The organism is Kribbella albertanoniae (genome assembly GCF_004348455.1).
Lineage (GTDB): Bacteria > Actinomycetota > Actinomycetes > Propionibacteriales > Kribbellaceae > Kribbella > Kribbella albertanoniae.
This window is the reverse complement of the sequence record NZ_SMKA01000205.1, coordinates 1-17,522: the sequence shown is the minus strand read 5'-3', so window position 1 is coordinate 17,522 and position 17,522 is coordinate 1. Positions and strand designations below refer to the sequence as shown.

General features: G+C 67.5%; 19 protein-coding genes. 4 read left to right on the top strand and 15 right to left on the bottom strand.

Annotated features, from left to right (window positions below; translation table 11 throughout):
- Window positions 1-217: 217 nt before the first annotated feature.
- The 3 genes from E1261_RS32265 to E1261_RS32255 form a co-directional block, all read right to left on the bottom strand.
- The gene (locus E1261_RS32265; RefSeq protein WP_132413289.1) at window positions 218-466 is read right to left on the bottom strand and encodes a hypothetical protein; all 249 of its coding nucleotides are present in this window, start codon (window positions 464-466) and stop codon (window positions 218-220) included.
- Window positions 467-620: 154 nt separating this feature from the next.
- Window positions 621-1,628: a sugar phosphate isomerase/epimerase family protein gene (locus tag E1261_RS32260; protein WP_132413287.1), complete on the bottom strand. Its 1,008-nt coding sequence runs from the start codon at window positions 1,626-1,628 to the stop codon at window positions 621-623.
- A gap of 4 nt (window positions 1,629-1,632) precedes the next feature.
- Complete coding sequence (locus tag E1261_RS32255; protein ID WP_238176561.1) at window positions 1,633-2,733, bottom strand: Gfo/Idh/MocA family protein; 1,101 nt, start codon at window positions 2,731-2,733, stop codon at window positions 1,633-1,635.
- Window positions 2,734-2,803: 70 nt separating this feature from the next.
- Here E1261_RS32255 and E1261_RS32250 point away from each other — a divergent pair, with 70 nt between their 5' ends.
- On the top strand, window positions 2,804-3,919 hold the full coding sequence (locus E1261_RS32250) for an ROK family transcriptional regulator (protein WP_132413283.1): 1,116 nt from the start codon (window positions 2,804-2,806) through the stop codon (window positions 3,917-3,919).
- Here the strand turns inward: E1261_RS32250 and E1261_RS32245 are convergent.
- From E1261_RS32245 to E1261_RS32235, 3 genes are read right to left on the bottom strand one after another with little or no spacing between them, the layout of a single operon-like run.
- Entirely contained in the window at window positions 3,906-4,814 is a 909-nt protein-coding gene (locus E1261_RS32245) for an aminoglycoside phosphotransferase family protein (RefSeq protein ID WP_202875204.1), read from the bottom strand. The genes E1261_RS32250 and E1261_RS32245 overlap by 14 nt on opposite strands.
- Window positions 4,811-5,812, bottom strand: a complete 1,002-nt coding sequence (locus E1261_RS32240) for an NAD(P)H-dependent glycerol-3-phosphate dehydrogenase (RefSeq protein ID WP_132413281.1) — start codon at window positions 5,810-5,812, stop codon at window positions 4,811-4,813. The genes E1261_RS32245 and E1261_RS32240 overlap by 4 nt, the downstream gene beginning before the upstream one ends.
- Window positions 5,809-6,588, bottom strand: coding sequence for a lysophospholipid acyltransferase family protein (locus tag E1261_RS32235; RefSeq protein ID WP_132413279.1), 780 nt, complete (start codon window positions 6,586-6,588; stop codon window positions 5,809-5,811). Before E1261_RS32235 ends, E1261_RS32240 begins: the two co-directional genes overlap by 4 nt.
- Window positions 6,589-6,604: 16 nt before the next feature.
- On the opposite strand from E1261_RS32235, the gene cofC reads away from it, so the two are divergent.
- Together cofC and E1261_RS32225 are read left to right on the top strand one after the other, a co-directional pair.
- Window positions 6,605-7,276, top strand: coding sequence for a 2-phospho-L-lactate guanylyltransferase (gene cofC / locus E1261_RS32230; protein ID WP_132413277.1), 672 nt, complete (start codon window positions 6,605-6,607; stop codon window positions 7,274-7,276).
- A 1-nt stretch (window position 7,277) separates the two neighbouring features.
- Window positions 7,278-7,484, top strand: a complete 207-nt coding sequence (locus tag E1261_RS32225) for a hypothetical protein (protein ID WP_132413275.1) — start codon at window positions 7,278-7,280, stop codon at window positions 7,482-7,484.
- Window positions 7,485-7,548: 64 nt separating this feature from the next.
- Here E1261_RS32225 and E1261_RS32220 read toward each other — a convergent pair whose 3' ends face one another.
- The 4 genes from E1261_RS32220 to leuC form a co-directional block, all read right to left on the bottom strand.
- Entirely contained in the window at window positions 7,549-8,151 is a 603-nt protein-coding gene (locus E1261_RS32220; RefSeq protein ID WP_132413273.1) for an HU family DNA-binding protein, read from the bottom strand.
- A gap of 178 nt (window positions 8,152-8,329) precedes the next feature.
- Window positions 8,330-9,490 (bottom strand): magnesium/cobalt transporter CorA, encoded by a 1,161-nt coding sequence (corA, locus tag E1261_RS32215; RefSeq protein WP_132413271.1) that lies wholly within the window; start codon window positions 9,488-9,490, stop codon window positions 8,330-8,332.
- 269 nt (window positions 9,491-9,759) lie between these two features.
- Window positions 9,760-10,359, bottom strand: coding sequence for a 3-isopropylmalate dehydratase small subunit (gene leuD / locus E1261_RS32210; protein ID WP_132413269.1), 600 nt, complete (start codon window positions 10,357-10,359; stop codon window positions 9,760-9,762).
- Window positions 10,360-10,373: 14 nt separating this feature from the next.
- The gene (gene leuC / locus E1261_RS32205; RefSeq protein WP_132413267.1) at window positions 10,374-11,804 is read right to left on the bottom strand and encodes a 3-isopropylmalate dehydratase large subunit; all 1,431 of its coding nucleotides are present in this window, start codon (window positions 11,802-11,804) and stop codon (window positions 10,374-10,376) included.
- Window positions 11,805-11,915: 111 nt separating this feature from the next.
- Between leuC and E1261_RS32200 the strand changes: the two genes are divergently transcribed.
- Complete coding sequence (locus E1261_RS32200) at window positions 11,916-12,635, top strand: IclR family transcriptional regulator (RefSeq protein WP_012922430.1); 720 nt, start codon at window positions 11,916-11,918, stop codon at window positions 12,633-12,635.
- Here the strand turns inward: E1261_RS32200 and E1261_RS32195 are convergent, their stop codons facing one another.
- From E1261_RS32195 to E1261_RS32175, 5 genes are read right to left on the bottom strand one after another with little or no spacing between them, the layout of a single operon-like run.
- A complete protein-coding gene (locus E1261_RS32195; RefSeq protein ID WP_132413265.1) occupies window positions 12,636-13,616 on the bottom strand; it encodes a LacI family DNA-binding transcriptional regulator in 981 nt (326 codons plus the stop codon).
- Window positions 13,600-14,499 (bottom strand): nucleoside hydrolase, encoded by a 900-nt coding sequence (locus E1261_RS32190; RefSeq protein WP_165952731.1) that lies wholly within the window; start codon window positions 14,497-14,499, stop codon window positions 13,600-13,602. Before E1261_RS32190 ends, E1261_RS32195 begins: the two co-directional genes overlap by 17 nt.
- Before the next feature lie 11 nt (window positions 14,500-14,510).
- Window positions 14,511-15,329, bottom strand: coding sequence for a carbohydrate ABC transporter permease (locus tag E1261_RS32185; RefSeq protein ID WP_132413261.1), 819 nt, complete (start codon window positions 15,327-15,329; stop codon window positions 14,511-14,513).
- Window positions 15,326-16,192 (bottom strand): carbohydrate ABC transporter permease, encoded by an 867-nt coding sequence (locus tag E1261_RS32180; RefSeq protein WP_132413259.1) that lies wholly within the window; start codon window positions 16,190-16,192, stop codon window positions 15,326-15,328. Before E1261_RS32180 ends, E1261_RS32185 begins: the two co-directional genes overlap by 4 nt.
- Window positions 16,189-17,478 (bottom strand): sugar ABC transporter substrate-binding protein, encoded by a 1,290-nt coding sequence (locus E1261_RS32175; RefSeq protein WP_132413257.1) that lies wholly within the window; start codon window positions 17,476-17,478, stop codon window positions 16,189-16,191. Before E1261_RS32175 ends, E1261_RS32180 begins: the two co-directional genes overlap by 4 nt.
- Between the last annotated feature and the right edge of the window lie 44 nt (window positions 17,479-17,522).

Here is a 17,522-nt window from a genome sequence, read left to right as displayed (position 1 = left end):
CCACCATCTGACGCGCCGGTCGGGGGGCCTCCCACGAGCCGGTACGACGTTGAGCACGGGTCAACCATCTACGCGCCCGAACGGTGGTCGATGGGTGCTCAAGGTGAGCCGACCACGCGACCTTGAGCACGGTTCGCCCGTCGCGGCGGGCCACAGGTGGTTGGTGGATGCCCAAGGTGGCGCCGGACCACGACCTCGGGTCGCGGGCGGGGCGCGGTCAGAGGAGGGTGTTGAGGACTTCGGTGGCTTCTTCGTAGCCGGCGTCGCTGATGCGTTGGAGTTCGCGGAGGTCTTTGGTGGCGGCGGCCCGGCGGGTGAGGTGTTCGCCGGCTCGGTCGTTGCCCTCGTCGAGGAGGTCGTTGAGGGTGTCGAGGTCGGAGCGCTCGTCGGCCAGGTCGGCGAGTTTGTCGGCGGCCTTCTCGTTGCCTTCGTCGGCCAGGGCCCGCAGAGTCTCGAAGTCGGTCATGAGACCGAGTATGACGCCGACCAGTCGCCGGGGGCGTGACCAGGAACTGGGGACCTTGAACACGTTATGACCTGTTCAAGGCCCCCAGTGGGTGTCCGAACCCCCGTCAGTTGCCGGGGCTCGAGTCGTTTACTCCCCTCCGGGGATGGGCGGGCTACTTGTCGGTGGCGAAGGCTGCGTCGAAGGCGGCGGTGGGCTTGTCGAAGGCCAGGGCGCGGATGACGTTGACGGCTTCGGCGGCGCCGACCTTGCGTTCCATGCCGGCGTCTTCCCACTCGACCGAGATCGGGCCGGTGTAGCCGATCGAGTTGAGGACGCGGAAGCAGTCCTCCCACTGGACGTCGCCGTGGCCGGTGGAGTAGAAGTCCCAGCCGCGGCGCGGGTCGCCCCAGGGCAGGTGCGAGCCGAGGCGGCCGTTGCGGCCGCCGCCGACGCGCATCCGGGTGTCCTTGCAGTCGACGTGGTAGATCCGGTCCTTGAAGTCCCAGAGGAACGCGACCGGGTCGATGTCCTGCCAGACCATGTGCGACGGGTCCCAGTTCAGGCCGAAGGCGGGGCGGTGGTTGATCGCCTCGAGCGCCAGCGTGGTGGTCCAGTAGTCGTACGCGATCTCCGACGGGTGCACCTCGTGCGCGAACCGGACCCCTTCGGCGTCGAACACGTCCAGGATCGGGTTCCACCGGTCGGCGAAGTCCTGGTACCCGGCGTCGATCGTCGCCGCGGGCACCGGCGGGAACATCGCGACGTACTGCCAGATCGACGAGCCGGTGAAGCCGATCACCGTGTCGACACCGAGCTTGGCGGCCGCCCGGGCGGTGTTCTTCAGGTCCTCGGCCGCGCGCTGCCGGACGCCCTCGCCGTCACCGTCGCCCCAGATCCGGGACGGCACGATCGCCTGGTGCCGGAAGTCGATCGGGTTGTCGCAGACCGCCTGACCCACCAGGTGGTTGGAGATCGCGTAGACGCTCAGGTTGTACTTGGCCAGGATGTCCTTGCGGCTCTGGACGTACGAGTCGTCGTCGACAGCCTGCTGTACGTCGAAGTGGTCGCCGGAGCAGGCGATCTCCACCCCGTCGTACCCGGCCTCGGAGGCGAACTGGCAGACCTCCTCGAACGGCAGGTCGGCCCACTGGCCGGTGAACAGCGTGATCGGGCGTGGCATCTGGCTAGCTCCCCTTAATCGGTGATCCAGGAACGGTGATCCAGGCACTGTCCGCGGCAGCTGAGCGCAGTACGGCGTCGATCAGCTGGGCGGACCGCGCACCGGCGGCGAAATCGGGCAGACCGTCCGGGCGGTCACCCAGTACGGCGGCGTAGCTGTCCGCGACGAACGAGTCGAACGCGTCCTGGTACCCCTGGGCATGTCCGGCGGGCAAGCGGTTCACACGAGCCGCACCGGGGCTCAGCGTGTCGGGGTCACGGGTCAGAATCTGGGAGGCGGTACGGCGGCCTGCCCAGAGCCGGTCGGGGTCCTCCTGGTCGAAGCCGAAGCTCCCCTCGGTCCCGGAGACCTCCAGGTAGAGGCGGTTCTTCCGGCCGGCCGCTACCTGGCTGACGACGATCGTGCCGACCACTCCGGCCTCGGTGCGGAACTGTGCGGTGGCCAGGTCCTCAGTGCGGACCGGCACTCCCCCGCGCTCGCCGCGGACCGTCCGCAGCTGCGCACTGATCGCAGCGATCTTGTCGCCAGTGACGAACTCGGTCAGGTCGCACCAGTGCGAGCCGATGTCAGCGAACGTCCGCGACGGTCCACCGGTGGAGTCGTCCACTCGCCAGTTCTGATCGTCGGCACCGGCCAGCCAGTCCTGCAGGTACGAACCGTGCAGGCTGGTGATCACACCGGCCTCACCAGCAGCGAGGCGGGCCCGCAGCTCGCGCACCATCGGGTGGTAGCGGTAGACGAACGGTACGGCGCCAACCAGGCCCGCCTCGTGCGCAGCGGCCTCGAGACCGGTCGCATCGGCCACAGACGTCGCCAGCGGCTTCTCACAGACCACGTGCTTGCCTGCGGCGAGCGCCTGCAGGGTCACCTCGCGGTGCGTGTTGTTCGGCGTACAGACGTGGATGACGTCCACATCCGTGGCCAGCAGGTCGGCGAGCGTCTCGTAGCCACGCTCGGCCCCGGATGCTTCGGCCGCCGCCTCGGCGCGCGCCGGGCTGGATCCGACCGCACCGACGATCTGCGCGCCGGAGACCAGCGCCGATCTGCCGTGCACCCGGCCCATGAAACCGCCGCCGACAATCCCGACCTTCAGCTTGGTGGACACGTCGAAGGACGCTATGTGACACTTTTGAGCCCTGTCAAGCAAAAGTCCAGCGCTCCGAGAACGGAAGTACATGAGCGAACCCGACGCGGTGTTGCGGTTGCTGCTCGACGGGCGCCCGCGGACCCGGGCCGAGCTGATCGACTCCAGCGGCCTGGCCCGCTCGACGGTGACCGGCCGGATCGAATCCCTGCTCGCAACCGGCCTCGTCGTACCGTCGGGTGAGGCTGCGTCCACCGGGGGTCGCCCGCCGGCCCGGTTCCGGCTCAATCCGGCGGCCCGGTTGATCCTCGCCGCGGATGTCGGCGCGACGCATCTGTCGGTCGCGCTCACCGACCTGACCGGCGAGATCGTCGCCCGGTCGACCACTCCGCTGAACATTGCCGAAGGCCCCGAGATCGTGCTGGCCGAGGTCGTCCGCACCGGACGGTCGCTCCTGAAGACAGCAGGCCGGTCGCTCAAAGATCTCGCCGGGACCGGCGTGGGTCTGCCGGGCCCCGTCGAGCATTCCACCGGGCGGCCGAATCATCCGCCGATCATGCCTGGCTGGGATTCGTACGACGTCGCCGGGCGACTGAGCCGGGAGCTGCCGGGACCGGTGCTGGTCGACAACGACGTGAACATCATGGCGCTCGGCGAACACGCGACCGAGTACGCCGACGTCGAGCACCTGCTGTTCGTCAAGGTCGCCACCGGAATCGGCGCCGGTGTGATCAGCGGCGGCCGGCTGCATCGTGGCGCCCAAGGCGCGGCCGGGGATATCGGCCACATCCAGACGCCAGGTCACACCGAGCTCTGCCGCTGCGGCAACGTCGGCTGTCTGGAGGCGGTCGCCTCCGCCGCGGCCATCGCCGCCCGCCTGAACGTCAGTGGCAGCCACGACATCATCGACCTCGTCCGCTCGGGCAACACCGCGGCTACCACCGCCGTCCGCCAGGCCGGCCGCGAGATCGGCACCGTCCTCGCCGCCGCGGTCAGCCTGCTGAACCCGTCCGTCCTCGTGATCGGCGGTTCACTCTCCCAGGCCGGTGATCATCTGCTGGCCGGAATCCGCGAGACCGTCTACGCCCGATCGTTGCCCTTGGCCACCACCGGACTGCACGTCACCACCACGAGGTCCCCGTACGACGCGGCGCTGCGTGGTGCCGCCATCCTGGTCCAGCAGCACGTGCTCGTCACGCCCAGTTGATCGCCAACTCGTCGACCATCTGCACTGCCGGGTCACGCGCGATGTCCCCACGCCGGACCGCCCCGACGCCGTACCGCCGCAGCCAGTACGCCGTCCGCACGAGCTCGAGCTGAATCCACCGCCGTACCCGAGCCTGGTCGAGCTCCGCCGCCTCACAGTACGCCGCAAGCTCCCGCGTCATGCCGCCCAGCAGATCGCCCTGCATCAGCACCAACGTCCGCGCCTTCATGAACGTCACCGCGTCGTACGCCGGATCCCCGATCAACCCCTTCGGATCGATCGCCAGCCAAGGCTCCCGGTCCGCGCTCAGGATGTTCCGATGATGCAGATCCCCATGAATCAGTACGTCGGGCTGCTCCCGCACCAACTCGTCAATCACCCCGAACGCCCGGGCAACCACTGCGTCAGGCAGTACGCCGCTGAACTCCGCCATGTCCTTCTGCAGTTCCGCGGCCCACTCGTCGGCACGGTCCTGCAGGCGAGGAAGCCCGTCAGGTGCGGGGATTGCGAGGAGGCGACTCATCTGCCCGCCCACCACGGCCACGTCTGCGTCCGAGTCTCGGAGGGTGGTGGGGTGGGCTCGTTCGAGCAGCATGGCGTAGTGCTCGTCGGCGCGCTCGTACAGGTGAACGGCTCCGCGGCCGTTCCAGGCTGTGTAGGCGTCCGGCTCATGCACATTGCCGGGATGGGTGAACGACACCTTCAGCACCAGCGGTTCACCGGAGCGTTGGACCGGGACGATCACGCCGACCTCGCCGTGCATCCAGTCGCCGTCCGGAGTGCAGTTCCAGCGATCCACCAGTTCACTGACAATCGCGGGCAGGGTCGCGAGCCACGCCGTACCGGCTGTGCCTTCGCGAGCGGTTGTGGCGGCGGCGAAGGCTTCGGGGATCACCAGCGCTCCGCCTTCGCCGAACGGGAAACCAGACTGAACAGCATGTCCTTCGGGGTCATCTCCCCCGCGACCACCTTGGTGACTGCTTCGGCGATCGGCATCTCGACGTCGTGCCGGTGCGCGAGCTCGGCGATCGACGAGCAGGACTTCACGCCTTCGGCAACCTGTCGCGTCGCACCGGCGATCTCGGCAACCGTCATCCCCTGGCCCAACTTCTCGCCGAACGTGCGGTTGCGCGACAGCGGCGACGAACACGTGGCAACCAAGTCGCCCAGACCAGCCAGGCCGGAGAACGTGTGCTCATCCGCCCCCAACGCTGCACCGAGCCGAGCGGTCTCCGCCAGACCGCGCGTGATCACCGACGCCCGCGCGTTGTCCCCGAAGCCGAACCCGACCGCCATCCCGACAGCCAACGCGATCACGTTCTTCGTCGCACCACCAAGCTCACACCCGACGACGTCCGTGTTCGTATAAGGACGGAACGTGCCCGAGTGACACAGCTTCTGCAACCGGTTCGCCGTACCTTCATCCGCACAGGCAACCACCGCGGCCGCAGGCTGGCCCTCGGCGATCTCGCGTGCCAGGTTCGGACCCGACACGACAGCGATCCGCTCCGGCCCGGCACCGGTCAGCTCCGCGATCACCTCGGACATGCGCAACGTCGTACCGACCTCGACGCCCTTCATCAAACTCACCAGCGGTACGGCGTCCGGCAGCACCCCGGCCCAGTCGCGCAGATTCTCCCGCAGTGACTGCGAAGGCACAGACAGTACGACGGCCTCCGCGCCATCAGCCGCCGCGGCCGGATCATGAGTCGCAGTGATCGCTTCGGACAACCGGATCCCCGGCAGGTAGTCCGGGTTCTCGTGCTGGGTGTTGATCACGTCGCACACCGACTGCCGCCGGGCCCACAACGAGACCTGGTTCCCCGCACCAGCGAGCACCGTGGCGAACGCCGTACCCCAGGATCCGGCACCGAACACCGCGACCTTTGTCATTCGTTCTCCTCACGCTCGGAACGGCGGGCTTTGCGCAGGTCGTACAGTTCTTTGGGCGGGGTCTCACCGCGCAGTTCACCCAGGGTCTCGGCGAGCGCGTGCATGATCACCTCGGTTGCCTCGTGCAACAGCTGGTTGGTGATCGGCTTGCCCTGGAACGCGCTCAGGTCGACCGGCTTCCCGGCCCGCGCCATCACGGTCTTGCGCGGCAGCAGGCGGAACCGCATCCGCCCGGTGTAGGACCGGAGAATCTCCTGCGCACCCCAGTTGGCGACCGGGATCACCGGAGCGCCGGTCATCAACGCGATCCGGGCCGCGCCAGTCTTCCCGGTCATCGGCCAGAGATCGGGATCCCGGGTGATGGTGCCTTCGGGATAAACACCGACGCACTCACCGCGTTCGACTGCTGCCACCGCGTCGCGGAACGCATCCGCGGCCTGGGTGGAATCGCGGTACACGGGAATCTGCCCGGCGCTGCTGATGATCCGGCCGGCGATCGGCAGCTTGAACAAGGACGCCTTGCCGAGCATCCGCGGGATCCGCCGGCATTCCCAGATGAAGAAGCCGAGCACGAACGGGTCGAAATGCGAGATGTGGTTCGGCACGAACACCACGCCACCGGTCCGGGGCATGTTCTCCCGGCCGGTGAACTGCGGCTTGGTCCAGATCAGCATGAACGGCTTGACGAGCGCGACGATCACGCCGAACCAGAAACCCCGCCGCGGTCTCGGGTCGTCCACTACAGCCTCCTGGTGCTGGTCACTGCTCTCCGCCATGGGAGAATCCTGCCTGATGGCAGACCTACAGGTCGTTCCCTGGATCCTGGCGATCCCGGTGAAGCGTACGGCGATCGCGAAGAGCCGGCTGGCTGCGGCCTACCCGCAGCACCGCCCGGAGCTCGCGCGCGCCTTTGCTGTCGACACTACTGCGGCTGCGCTGGCTTCGGGCCTGGTGCGCGCAGTTCTGGTGGTTACGGATGACCCGGTGGTGGCTGCGGACGTGACTGCGGTCGGCGCCCACGTCGTACCGGATCTGGCCGCCGATGGACTGAACGGCGCGCTCCGGCACGGCGCCACGATCGCCGCTGCCGAGTTCCCAGGGCATGGTGTGGCTGCCTTGTCGGCCGACCTGCCCGCGTTGCGTCCGGCCGAGCTGACGGCCGTGCTCGCGGCCTGTGTGGCACCGCGATCGTTCGTCGTCGACCAGCCAGGCACCGGTACGACGATGCTCGCGGCCGCTGCTGGTGTCGAGCTCGATCCCCGCTTCGGTGTCGGCTCCGCCCTGGCCCACCAGGCTTCCGGGGCAGTCCCCATCGACCTGCCGAACATGGACTCGGTACGGCGGGACGTCGACACTGCCGCGGATCTCGCGCACGCGGTCCAGCTGGGTGTCGGTCCCGCGACCGCTGACGTGATGTCGCTGGTGCTTGGTTCCGCAACCGGGTCCGAAGGCCTAGCCTGCTGACATGCAAGCCACTGTGAGCCGGTACGACAGCGAGACCTTCTCCGGAGCGGTGCTCACCGACACCGGGATCGAGCTTCCCTTTACCGTGCATGCGATCGCGGAGACTCCGGTTCGCCTGCTGCGGGTGGGACAGCGGGTGCGCATCCAGACCAGCGGCTCCGGTGCGAGCCTCGCGATCACCAAGGTCGACTTCGCCACAGTCCTGTAGACACAAGCGAAGGCCGGTCGCTCCTGGAGGGAGTGACCGGCCTTCTGCCGTGGTGCTAGTTACTTCAGCGTGCTGCGCGCTTGGCCGGAGCCTTCTTCGCGGCGACCTTCTTGGCGGGGGCCTTCTTGGCCGGCGCCTTCTTCGCTACTGCCTTGACCGGTGCGGCCTTCTTGGCCGGCGCCTTCTTGGCGGCAGCCTTGACCGGAGCGGCCTTCTTGGCTGCGGCCTTGACCGGTGCAGCCTTCTTGGCCGGCGCCTTCTTGGCGGCAGCCTTGACCGGAGCGGCCTTCTTGGCCGCGGCCTTGACCGGAGCCGCCTTCTTCGCCGGTGCGGCCGCCTTGGTGGCGGTCGCGGTGGCCTTCGGAGCTACCAGCTTCGGCAGCTTCTTCGCACCGGAGACAACGGCCTTCAGCTCCGCACCCGCGCGGAACTTCGGAACCACGGTCTTCTTGGCCTTGAGAACCTCGTTCGTACGCGGGTTCCGGACCAGGCGTGCCGGGCGATCGATGGCTTCGAAGGCACCGAAACCGGTGATGGCGACCTTGCCACCCTTCTTGGTCAGCTCGCGCTGGATGGTGTCGATGATCGACTCCAGGGCGTGCTGAGCCTGGCGGCGGTTTCCGTCGAAGTGCACTGCGAGCGCTTCGACCAACTGGCTCTTGTTCACTGTCTTCCCTCCGTGAACTGGGTGTCGAGCACAGCGCTCGATCTCTCAGGAACGTTATGGACTCAGCAGGCCGTTGCCAAACACCCACGCGGCATTTCGGCTTGTTTTTAGGCGATTCTTGCCACAAATCGCCCGGATCCGGTGTTCCTGCGAGGTTTTGGCCCGTTTTGCGGCAGCTTCAGAGCCAACCGCGGCGCTTGAAGATCTGGTGCAGACCGACGCACACCAACGCCATCAGACCGACCGCGAACGGATATCCGAGCTGCCAATGGAGCTCCGGCATGTAGTCGAAGTTCATCCCGTAGACAGTGCCGATCAGGGTCGGCGCGAACAGGATCGCCGCCCACGCAGAGATCCGCTTCACCTCTTCGTTCTGCTCGCTGCTCGCGATGGTGAGGCTCTTCATCTCCTCGTTCTGCTGCTGGGCCACCAGGGTCGCGTTCACCGTCAGGATGTCGCGCAGCAGCTCGCGGAAACCGTCGACCTTCTCCACCACCTCGGTGACGTGGTCGGCGACGTCGCGCAGGTAACGCTGCAGTTCCTCGTCGACGCCGTACTTGTCGAAGCCGCCGCGCAATCCCTGCAGCATGCCGACCAGTGGCCGGGTCGCGCGCTGGAACTCGATCACCTCACGGGACAACTCGTAGATGCGCCGCGACACCTTCGGATCACCGCGGAACACCTCGGTCTCGATCTCGTCGATGTCGTTCTCGAGACCTGCGACCACTGGTGCATAGCCGTCGACGACCTTGTCCAGGATCGCGTAGAGCACCGCCTCGGTGCCGAGGTTGAGCAGCTCGGGGTCGTGCTCGACCCGGCGCCGGACCGCGGCCAGGTTGGGCGCTTCGGCATGCCGGACCGTCACCACGAAGTCCGGGCCGACGAACACGTGCACCTCGCCGAACTCGACCTCCTCGGTCGCGTCCCGGTAGCGAGCGGCCTTCAGTACGACGAACAACGTGTCGCCGTACCGCTCGAGCTTCGGCCGCTGGTGGGCCTGGATGGCGTCCTCGACGGCCAGCTCGTGCAGGCCGAACTCCTGGGCCAGTGAGTTGAGTTCGCGCTGGTCCGGGCGATACAGGCCGATCCAGGCCAGGCCCTGCGGTGCCTTGTGCAGCACGCGATAGGTCTCGGCCAGCGATTCGGGCGAGGCGATCCGGCGGCCGTCGCAGTAGATCGCGCTGTCGACGACGCTGTGGCCCTTGGGCTTCTGGGTGTCGCGCGGCTTCTCGACGGCCGGCTCGATCACGGGAGCAGGTGCAGCGTGCTTACGCGCGGTGCCACGCAGTGACGGCGTACGGCTGAAGCGGCCAAAAGTGCGCAGGCGAAGGTCGGACATGAGTCCTCCAGGTGCGGTGGTACGGGTGAGAGACGGCACACGTCTGCCCGACCAGCACTGCAGGAACTGTGTCTTCCTAAAGGGAAAAAGGGAAAGAGAGTCAGTCCTACAACGGTCGAGCGAGACCGATAGGTCTGGAGGGTTCGCTGCTGTTCATCAGCGCCTCACCTCCTAGGTCTCGCAAGCCTTGTTCTGACAACCACGCAAGGGTAACACCAGAGTTATCGCCCCTGTCCACCAAAGTGTTACAGGGGCGAGAACTCAGCAGCTCAAGCCTTTGCGGGCAAGGTGGCCGGCTTGAAGGCCGGACGGGTCGCTTCGTAGGCGGCGATGTCGGCCTCGTGGGACAAGGTGATGCCGACGTCGTCGAGGCCGTTCAGCAGCCGGTAGCGCGTGTAGTCGTCGATCTCGAAGGGCGCGGAGAGCTCGCCCGCGGAGATCGTCTTGGCCTCGAGATCGACGGTCACCTTGGTGCCCGGGTCCTTCTCGACCGTTGCCCACAGCTGCTCGACGACGTCCTGGGTGACCAGGGCCGCGAGCAGTCCGGCCTTGCCGGAGTTGCCGCGGAAGATGTCGCCGAACCGCGAGCAGACGACGACGCGGAAGCCGTAGTCGAGCAGGGCCCAGACCGCGTGCTCACGCGAGGATCCCGTCCCGAAGTCGGGGCCGGCGACGAGGACGGACACACCGCCGTACTCCGGCTGGTTCAGGACGAACGCGGGGTCGTTGCGCCAGGCAGCGAACAGGCCGTCCTCGAATCCGGTCCGGGTGACCCGCTTCAGGTACTCGGCCGGGATGATCTGGTCGGTGTCGACGTTGCTGCGGCGCAGCGGGGCCGCCGTACCGATGTGCTGGGTGAAGGCATCCATGATTTCTGAGCTCCTCAGACGTTCTCGGGTACGGCGACATCGATGGGCTGCAGGTCTGCCGGGGCGGCGAGCGTCCCGGTGACGGCGGTCGCGGCGGCAACCAAGGGCGAGACCAGGTGGGTGCGACCGCCCTTGCCCTGGCGGCCTTCGAAGTTGCGGTTCGAGGTGGAGGCGCTGCGCTCGCCGGGTGCCAGGGTGTCCGGGTTCATCCCCAGGCACATCGAGCAACCCGCGCCCCGCCACTCGGCGCCGGCGTCCTTGAAGATCTTGTCCAGCCCCTCGGACTCGGCCTGCAGCCGGACCCGGCCCGACCCCGGTACGACGAGCATCCGGGTGCCCTCGGCAACCTTCCGCCCGGCCAGCACACCGGCGGCAGCACGCAGGTCCTCGATCCGGCCGTTGGTGCAGGAGCCCAGGAAGACCGTGTCCACCTTGACCTCGCGCAGCGGCGTACCGGCCGTCAGGCCCATGTACTCCAGCGCGCGCTCGGCCGCGACCTTGTCGTTCTCGTTGTCGAAGTCGTCCGGCGACGGCACGTTGGCCGACAGCGGCACACCCTGGCCGGGGTTGGTGCCCCAGGTGACGAACGGCGCGATGTCCTCGGCGCGCAGCACGACCTCACGGTCGAAGGTCGCGTCCTCGTCGGTGGCCAGGCTCTTCCAGTACTCGACCGCGGCTTCCCAGTCGACACCCTGCGGCGCGTGCGGCTTGTCCTGCAGGTAGTTGAAGGTCGTCTCGTCCGGCGCGATCATGCCGGCCTTGGCGCCCCACTCGATCGACATGTTGCAGATCGTCATCCGCGCTTCCATGCTGAGCGCACGGATCGCCTCGCCGCGGTACTCGACGATGTAGCCCTGGCCGCCACCGGTGCCGACCTGCGCGATCAGCGCGAGCACCAGGTCCTTGGCCGAAACTCCGTCGGGCAGTACGCCGTCGACCGTGACCGCCATCGTCTTCGGGCGGGCCTGCATCAGCGTCTGGGTCGCCAGCACATGCTCGACCTCGCTGGTACCGATGCCGAAGGCAATCGCACCGAACGCGCCGTGCGTCGAGGTGTGGCTGTCACCGCAGACCACGGTCATGCCGGGCTGGGTCAGGCCGAGCTGCGGGCCGATGACATGCACGACGCCCTGGTCGGGGTCGCCGAGCGTGTGGATGCGGACGCCGAATTCCTTGGCATTCTTGCGCAGCGTGTCCACCTGGGTACGCGACACCAGGTCGGCGATCGGCTTGTCCACGTCCAGCGTCGGGACGTTGTGGTCCTCGGTCGCGATCGTCAGATCCGGCCGGCGAACCTGACGCCCGGCCAGCCGCAGGCCGTCGAACGCCTGGGGGCTGGTGACCTCGTGCACCAGGTGGAGATCGATGTAAAGGAGGTCGGGCTCTCCGTCTGCATGGCGCACAACATGTGCATCCCAGACCTTTTCCGACAACGTCCTACCCATCAGACTCTCCTTTGAGGTTTGCTGTGGTTGTGCGTGCTCTCGCTCACAGTGCGCTCGATCCGAGCCCCGAAGCGACTTGCGTTCCACGATTCGAGACGGCAGTATCGTCTCATGGACAACTCTAGCGGAGTCGGCGTGCTCGACAAAGCAGCTCTCGTTCTGTCCGCACTTGAGTCCGGACCGGCGACCCTGGCCGGACTCGTGGCGGCGACAGGGCTGGCGAGGCCGACGGCACACCGGCTGGCGGTGGCTCTCGAGCACCACCGGCTGGTCGGGCGGGACATGCAGGGACGCTTCGTGCTCGGCCCGCGACTCAGCGAGTTGGCCTCCGCCGCCGGTGAGGACCGTCTCCTCGCGACCGCCGGTCCGGTGCTTGCACGACTGCGGGACATCACTGGTGAATCCGCCCAGTTGTTCCGCCGCCAGGGCGAGTACCGCGTCTGTGTTGCCGCCGCCGAGCGTCCGTCGGGTCTGCGCGACACCGTGCCGGTGGGCAGCCAGCTGACCATGGCGGCCGGGTCGGCTGCTCAAATACTGCTTGCCTGGGAGGACCCGGAGCGCATGCACCGTGGCCTTCACAACGCGACCTTCAACGCGGCCGCGCTGGCCGGCGTCCGGCGTCGTGGCTGGGCACACTCAGTCGGTGAGCGCGAGCAGGGCGTTGCCTCGGTCTCCGCACCGGTCCGCTCCCCCAGCGGCAAAGTGATTGCCGCGGTCTCCGTATCCGGTCCGATCGAGCGCCTGTCCCGTCAGCCCGGCCGCATGCACGCCCCGGCCGTCATGGCCGCAGCCGAGCGCCTCTCCGAGGCCCTGCGCCGCGCTTCGGAGTAATCAACACCCGCAGGAAGTCCGCGGTACCAGCTCGTAGTCCAAGACCACTCTGGCCGCCTCCCGATCGGGGGCGGCCAGTAGTACGTCTACCGCCCGCCGCGCGATCTCCTCGACCGGCTGACGCACGCTGGCCAGCGGTGGGATCGTCACCGCACACTCATCGGTGCCGTCGACACCCATCACCGCAACGTCCTCCGGCACGCGTAGTCCGGCGTCCCACGCAGCAAAGAGGACGCCGAACGCCTGCTCGTCCGTAGCGCAGTACACAGCCCGCGGCGGCTGCTTCTGCTGAAACCAAGCCTGTACGGCGTCCCGCGCCGCGAACCGGGATACCGGGCCCGCGTGGTACCGCACTGTCGTCTTCGGATGCGCTTGCAGTGCTCGCTCAACCCCCGCCCGGTGTTGCGCCGTACCGGGTGAGTCTTCCGGACCTGTCAGGACAGCCAACGTCTTGTAGCCGTGCGACAACAGGTGATCCACCGCAGCCTCAGCCGCAGCCACGTAGTCAATAGACAGCGTTGAGACCGTCACACCATCCGGTACCGGGTGCAGCGCAACCACCGGCACACCTGCCGAGCTGAACCGCCGGATCGCCGGCTCCGCCAGCAGCGACACCAGTACGACGCCGTCCACCTTCCGCTCGATAAACGAGCCGATGTGCGCGGACTCCTGCGCCGGGTCACCCGCCGAGTCACCGATCAGCAGCAGGTAGCCGTGTGCCCGAGCCACGTTCTCCAGGTGCTCGGTCAGCGTGCCGAAGAACGGGTTGCGGACCTGCGGGATCAGTAGCCCCAAAGAGAAGGAGCGACCCGCGCTGAGTGCGCGAGCGACCGCGTTCGGCTTGTAGTCCAGCTCAGCGGCCGCCTCCAGCACGCGCTGTCGCGTCGCCGCCGCTACCGGCCGCGGACCGTTGTTGAAGACGTAGCTGACGGTTGCCGTGGACGTGCGCGCCCGTTCGGCGACGTCACGAGCCGTCGCCATCAGTCTCCCCTGCTACCGACCCTGCTGCGGCCACGATCCGCGCAGCGATCTCCTCGGCAACAGCAACGGCGTCCAGCTCGGTCACAATCCGCACGGTACCTGCCGGATCCGGAGTGAACGTACTGAGACCGTCAGCGCCGATGGTGACGTGCCCGGGCTCAGACAGCGCGAACAGATCCGGCCGGGTCAGGGTCAGCACTGCTACCGGGTCGTGCGGGACGTTCCACGTCTCGTTCCAGTACGCCCACCACTGCTCGATGTCCGCACCCAGTGCCGCACCGAGTGGCCCGGCGGTCCGGATCCGTTGCAGCAGGTCGTTCGTGATGCTGACCTGACGGGTGATCTCGATGGCAGTGATCGTGGTGGGGATACCTGCTGTCAGTACGGCGCGGGCAGCCACGTCGTCACTCTTGAAGTTGTGCTCCGGCTCAGCGTCCGCACCGAACCAGCCACCCATGACCCACAGGTGCCGGATCCACTGGGCCGCCTGGGGCTCCAGCTCGAGTGCGGCGGCCAGATTGGTCAAGGGGCCGATCGCAACGACATCCAGTGCGCCCTGGTTGTTCTGCAGCCGGGCGACCAGGTCTTCGGGCGCACTGCCCGGTGCGAACGTCTCCGCGTCCAGATCCTTGTGCAGGGTGCCCTCGTGACCGGCCCACCAGACCGGCCGTCCGGACAACGGTTCCGCCGTACCGGCCACGACAGTGAGGTCGCGTCCGGCCAGAGCGCCGTACCGGCGGGCCAACTGCGAGCGCAGCCGGGTGTCGCCGTACACGGTGTGGATGGCGACGAGGTCGAGGCTGGGCGTGCCCAGGATCAGTGCGAGTGCCATCGCGTCGTCGACGTCCGAGCCGATGTCGGTGTCGAGGATCAGTTGCCGCATTTGGTCCATCTCTACTTGAGTCCGCTGCTGGAGACGGACTGGACGAAGTACTTCTGGAAGCCCGCGATGACCGCAAGCGGGATGATCGTGAGGACAACTGCACCAGCGAAGACCAAGCCGTAGTCGGTGAAGTTCTGCCCTTGCAGGTTGGCCAGCGCTACCGGACCGACGATGTGGTCGGCGTCTGTACCTATTAACAGTGGCCAGACGTAGGACTGCCATTGGAAGAGGAACAGCATCAGCCCGGCGCCGATCAGGGCCGGCCGGGACAGCGGCAGGTAGATCCACCGGAACACCCCGAACCAGCCGAGCCCGTCCAGCCGGCCGGCCTCGACCAGCTCGGCCGGGATCCCGAGGAAGAACTGCCGGAGCAGGAAGATCGCCATCCCGTTGCCGATCCCGGGCAGCACCAGGCCGGTGAAGGTGTTGGTCAGGTTCCAGTCCCGGAACATCGCCGACAGCGGGATAGCGATCGCGTCGAACGGCACCAGGAAACTCAGTACGACGATGCCGAACGCGAGGCCGCGACCGCGGTACTGGAAGGCGGCGAGCCCGAAGGCGGCGGAGGCGCAGACCGCCAGCCCGACCACCACGGTCGCTGCGCTGACCAGGATGGAGTTGAGGGTCGCGCGACCGATCTCGCCACCGAAGAGATCGCGGTAGTTGATCAGGGTCGGGCGCAGCTCGAAGAACGATTCCCAGGTCAGCGGGCTGAGGTGCGCGAACGTCTCCGAGCCTGGGCGGAACGAGTTCGTGACGACCCACAGCAGCGGGATGAAGAAGAGCAGACCGATCACGGCGCCGAGCACCGACAAACCGAGTCGTCTCATGCGTGATCACCTCGCAGCAGGCGGAACTGCGCGGCCACGATTGCGATCGTCAGTGCGACGAGCAGGACGACCTCGGCCTGGGCCACGTGGATGTCGCCCAAGGCGTAGGCACGGGTGTAGACGTCGTACATCAGGAGGTTGCTGACGCCGTTCGGTCCGCCTTTGGTGAGGATCTGCACGGGAGCGAACACCAGCAGGTTCGACACGGTGTCGGCGACGAGCACGAACGCGAGTGGCCGCCGTACCAGCGGGAGCGTGACCGAGATCATCCGGCGCCAGGCACCGGCACCGTCGAGCAGTGCGGCCTCGCGGATCTCGCCTGGGATGTCCTGGATTCCGGCGATCAGGAAGAGCATCCAGTAGCCGACGCCGATCCAGGACAGCAGCACGATCAACGCCGGGAGGACCTGGCTCGACGAGGTGAGGAACGGCTGCTCGGGCAGACCGAGCCGGGCCAGCAGACCGTTGGCGATTCCGTCCGGCCGATAGATCACACTCCAGATCACGGCCGAGACCGCTGGTGGCGTGGCGATCGGGAGGATGACCAGGGTGCGCCACAGGCGGGTGCCGGGTGCGCGCTGGGTGAAGAGGACGGCGAGCAGGAACGATGCGACGACCTGGATCGGATTGATCAGCACGGTGAACAGGAGCGTCACGGCGACGGCTTGGCGGAAGTCCTTGTTCGCCAGCAGATCCGTGTAGTTGCTGAGGCCGGTGAAGACGCGGCCGCCGCGGAGCAGGCTTTCGGCGTAGAAGCTCTCGATCAGGGCGTAGATCGCCGGGCCGATCCGGAGCACGGCGAGACTGATCAGCGCCGGCGCCAGGAAGGCGAGCGCGATCAGTCCCTGTCGCTGCTTCTTCACTTAATAGACTTCCATGCGGCGGTGAGCTGGCGGGTTGCTTCGGCGAGGCGGGCGTTGGGATCGCTGCCGTTGCGGATGTCGGCGAACGCCTTACCCATCACTTCCTCGAACTGGATGTAGCCGACGCTCACCGGCCGCGAGGTCGCCGTACTGGCTGCCTCGTACGCCGTGATCGCGGAAGCGCCGGCGGTGTGCGCGCCGGAGTAGGCGTCCATCGCGGGCAGGTACTGCTTCTGTGCCTCGAGGTTGGCCGGGATGATCGTGGTCGTCTTCGTGGTGGCCAGGTTGCCGGCCGGATCGAGGGTCGCGAACTCGGCGAACTTCCGCGCCATCGCCTGCTGCTTCGACGCCGGATTGATCCCCAGCGACCAGGATCCGGTCGGTGTGACCGGCTTGCCGCCGGCGAAGTACGGCAGCGGCGCGACACCCCAGTCGAACTTGGCGCTGCCGAAGATCTTCAGGTCCCACGGACCACCGACGAAGAACGCCGCGTTGCCGGTACTGAACACCGGCCCGGTCTGGAAGCCGCCGATCCCCCGCGGCGACAGTCCGCTCGCGTAGGTGGCGCCGTACCACTGCATGGCCTTCTTCCAGCCCTCGGTCTCGACCGCCGGCGTGAGCGCGTCGTCGCCGGTGACGCCGGAGCCACCGCCGAGCGACTCGGCCAACGGCTGCAGCTGGTAGTACGCCTCGGGCTGCTCCATGAACAGCCCGTACTTGGTCCCCGCCTGCTGCGCCTTGCGGCCCGCCGCCTCGACCTGCTCCCAGGTCCAGCGCTTGGCCGGATCCGCGGTCGGCGGCGCGACCTGCGCCTTGACCAGCGCGGTCTTGTTGTAGAAGAGGAACTGCGTCGAGTTCCACATCGGCAGCGACCACAGCTTGTCGCGGAAGTGATTCACCTTGTACGCCGTCGCCCCGAACGAACTCTTCGCCCGCTCGTCCAGCTCGCCGAGCTCCACCAGGAACCCCTTCGCCGCCAACTGCGACACCCGCGGCTCGTCGACCGTGTAGACGTCGATCCCCGCATCCTTCGCACTCAGCCGCTGCTGCATCGTCGCGTTGAACTGATCGAACGGAATCTGCGCGTAGGTGACCTTGATCCCCGGATTCTTCGCCTCGAACGCCGCAATCACCGGCGCATACGTCGCCGCATTGTCCGTCCCGGTAAACGTGATCGTCCCCGTCTCCGGCCCGGTGTCCCCGGCAACCGGCTGATCAGACGACCCACCGCACCCTGCCACCACCGCCGCAACCACCAGCGCCGCCAGCACCACATTCCGCCTCATGAGCACCTCTCAACCAACCGGCCCGAGAATCTAAGCGGTTAGAC

Coding starts and splice junctions, on each gene's coding strand:
- E1261_RS32235 (WP_132413279.1), bottom strand. CDS start 6,588: ATGGCGGAGAGCAGTGACCAGCACCAGGAGGCTGTAGTGGACGACCCG.
- E1261_RS32175 (WP_132413257.1), bottom strand. CDS start 17,478: ATGAGGCGGAATGTGGTGCTGGCGGCGCTGGTGGTTGCGGCGGTGGTG.
- E1261_RS32195 (WP_132413265.1), bottom strand. CDS start 13,616: ATGGCGACGGCTCGTGACGTCGCCGAACGGGCGCGCACGTCCACGGCA.
- E1261_RS32265 (WP_132413289.1), bottom strand. CDS start 466: ATGACCGACTTCGAGACTCTGCGGGCCCTGGCCGACGAAGGCAACGAG.
- E1261_RS32190 (WP_165952731.1), bottom strand. CDS start 14,499: ATGCGGCAACTGATCCTCGACACCGACATCGGCTCGGACGTCGACGAC.
- corA (WP_132413271.1), bottom strand. CDS start 9,490: ATGTCCGACCTTCGCCTGCGCACTTTTGGCCGCTTCAGCCGTACGCCG.
- E1261_RS32250 (WP_132413283.1), top strand. CDS start 2,804: ATGAGCGAACCCGACGCGGTGTTGCGGTTGCTGCTCGACGGGCGCCCG.
- E1261_RS32200 (WP_012922430.1), top strand. CDS start 11,916: ATGGACAACTCTAGCGGAGTCGGCGTGCTCGACAAAGCAGCTCTCGTT.
- leuD (WP_132413269.1), bottom strand. CDS start 10,359: ATGGATGCCTTCACCCAGCACATCGGTACGGCGGCCCCGCTGCGCCGC.
- E1261_RS32240 (WP_132413281.1), bottom strand. CDS start 5,812: ATGACAAAGGTCGCGGTGTTCGGTGCCGGATCCTGGGGTACGGCGTTC.
- E1261_RS32260 (WP_132413287.1), bottom strand. CDS start 1,628: ATGCCACGCCCGATCACGCTGTTCACCGGCCAGTGGGCCGACCTGCCG.
- E1261_RS32225 (WP_132413275.1), top strand. CDS start 7,278: ATGCAAGCCACTGTGAGCCGGTACGACAGCGAGACCTTCTCCGGAGCG.
- cofC (WP_132413277.1), top strand. CDS start 6,605: ATGGCAGACCTACAGGTCGTTCCCTGGATCCTGGCGATCCCGGTGAAG.
- E1261_RS32185 (WP_132413261.1), bottom strand. CDS start 15,329: ATGAGACGACTCGGTTTGTCGGTGCTCGGCGCCGTGATCGGTCTGCTC.
- leuC (WP_132413267.1), bottom strand. CDS start 11,804: ATGGGTAGGACGTTGTCGGAAAAGGTCTGGGATGCACATGTTGTGCGC.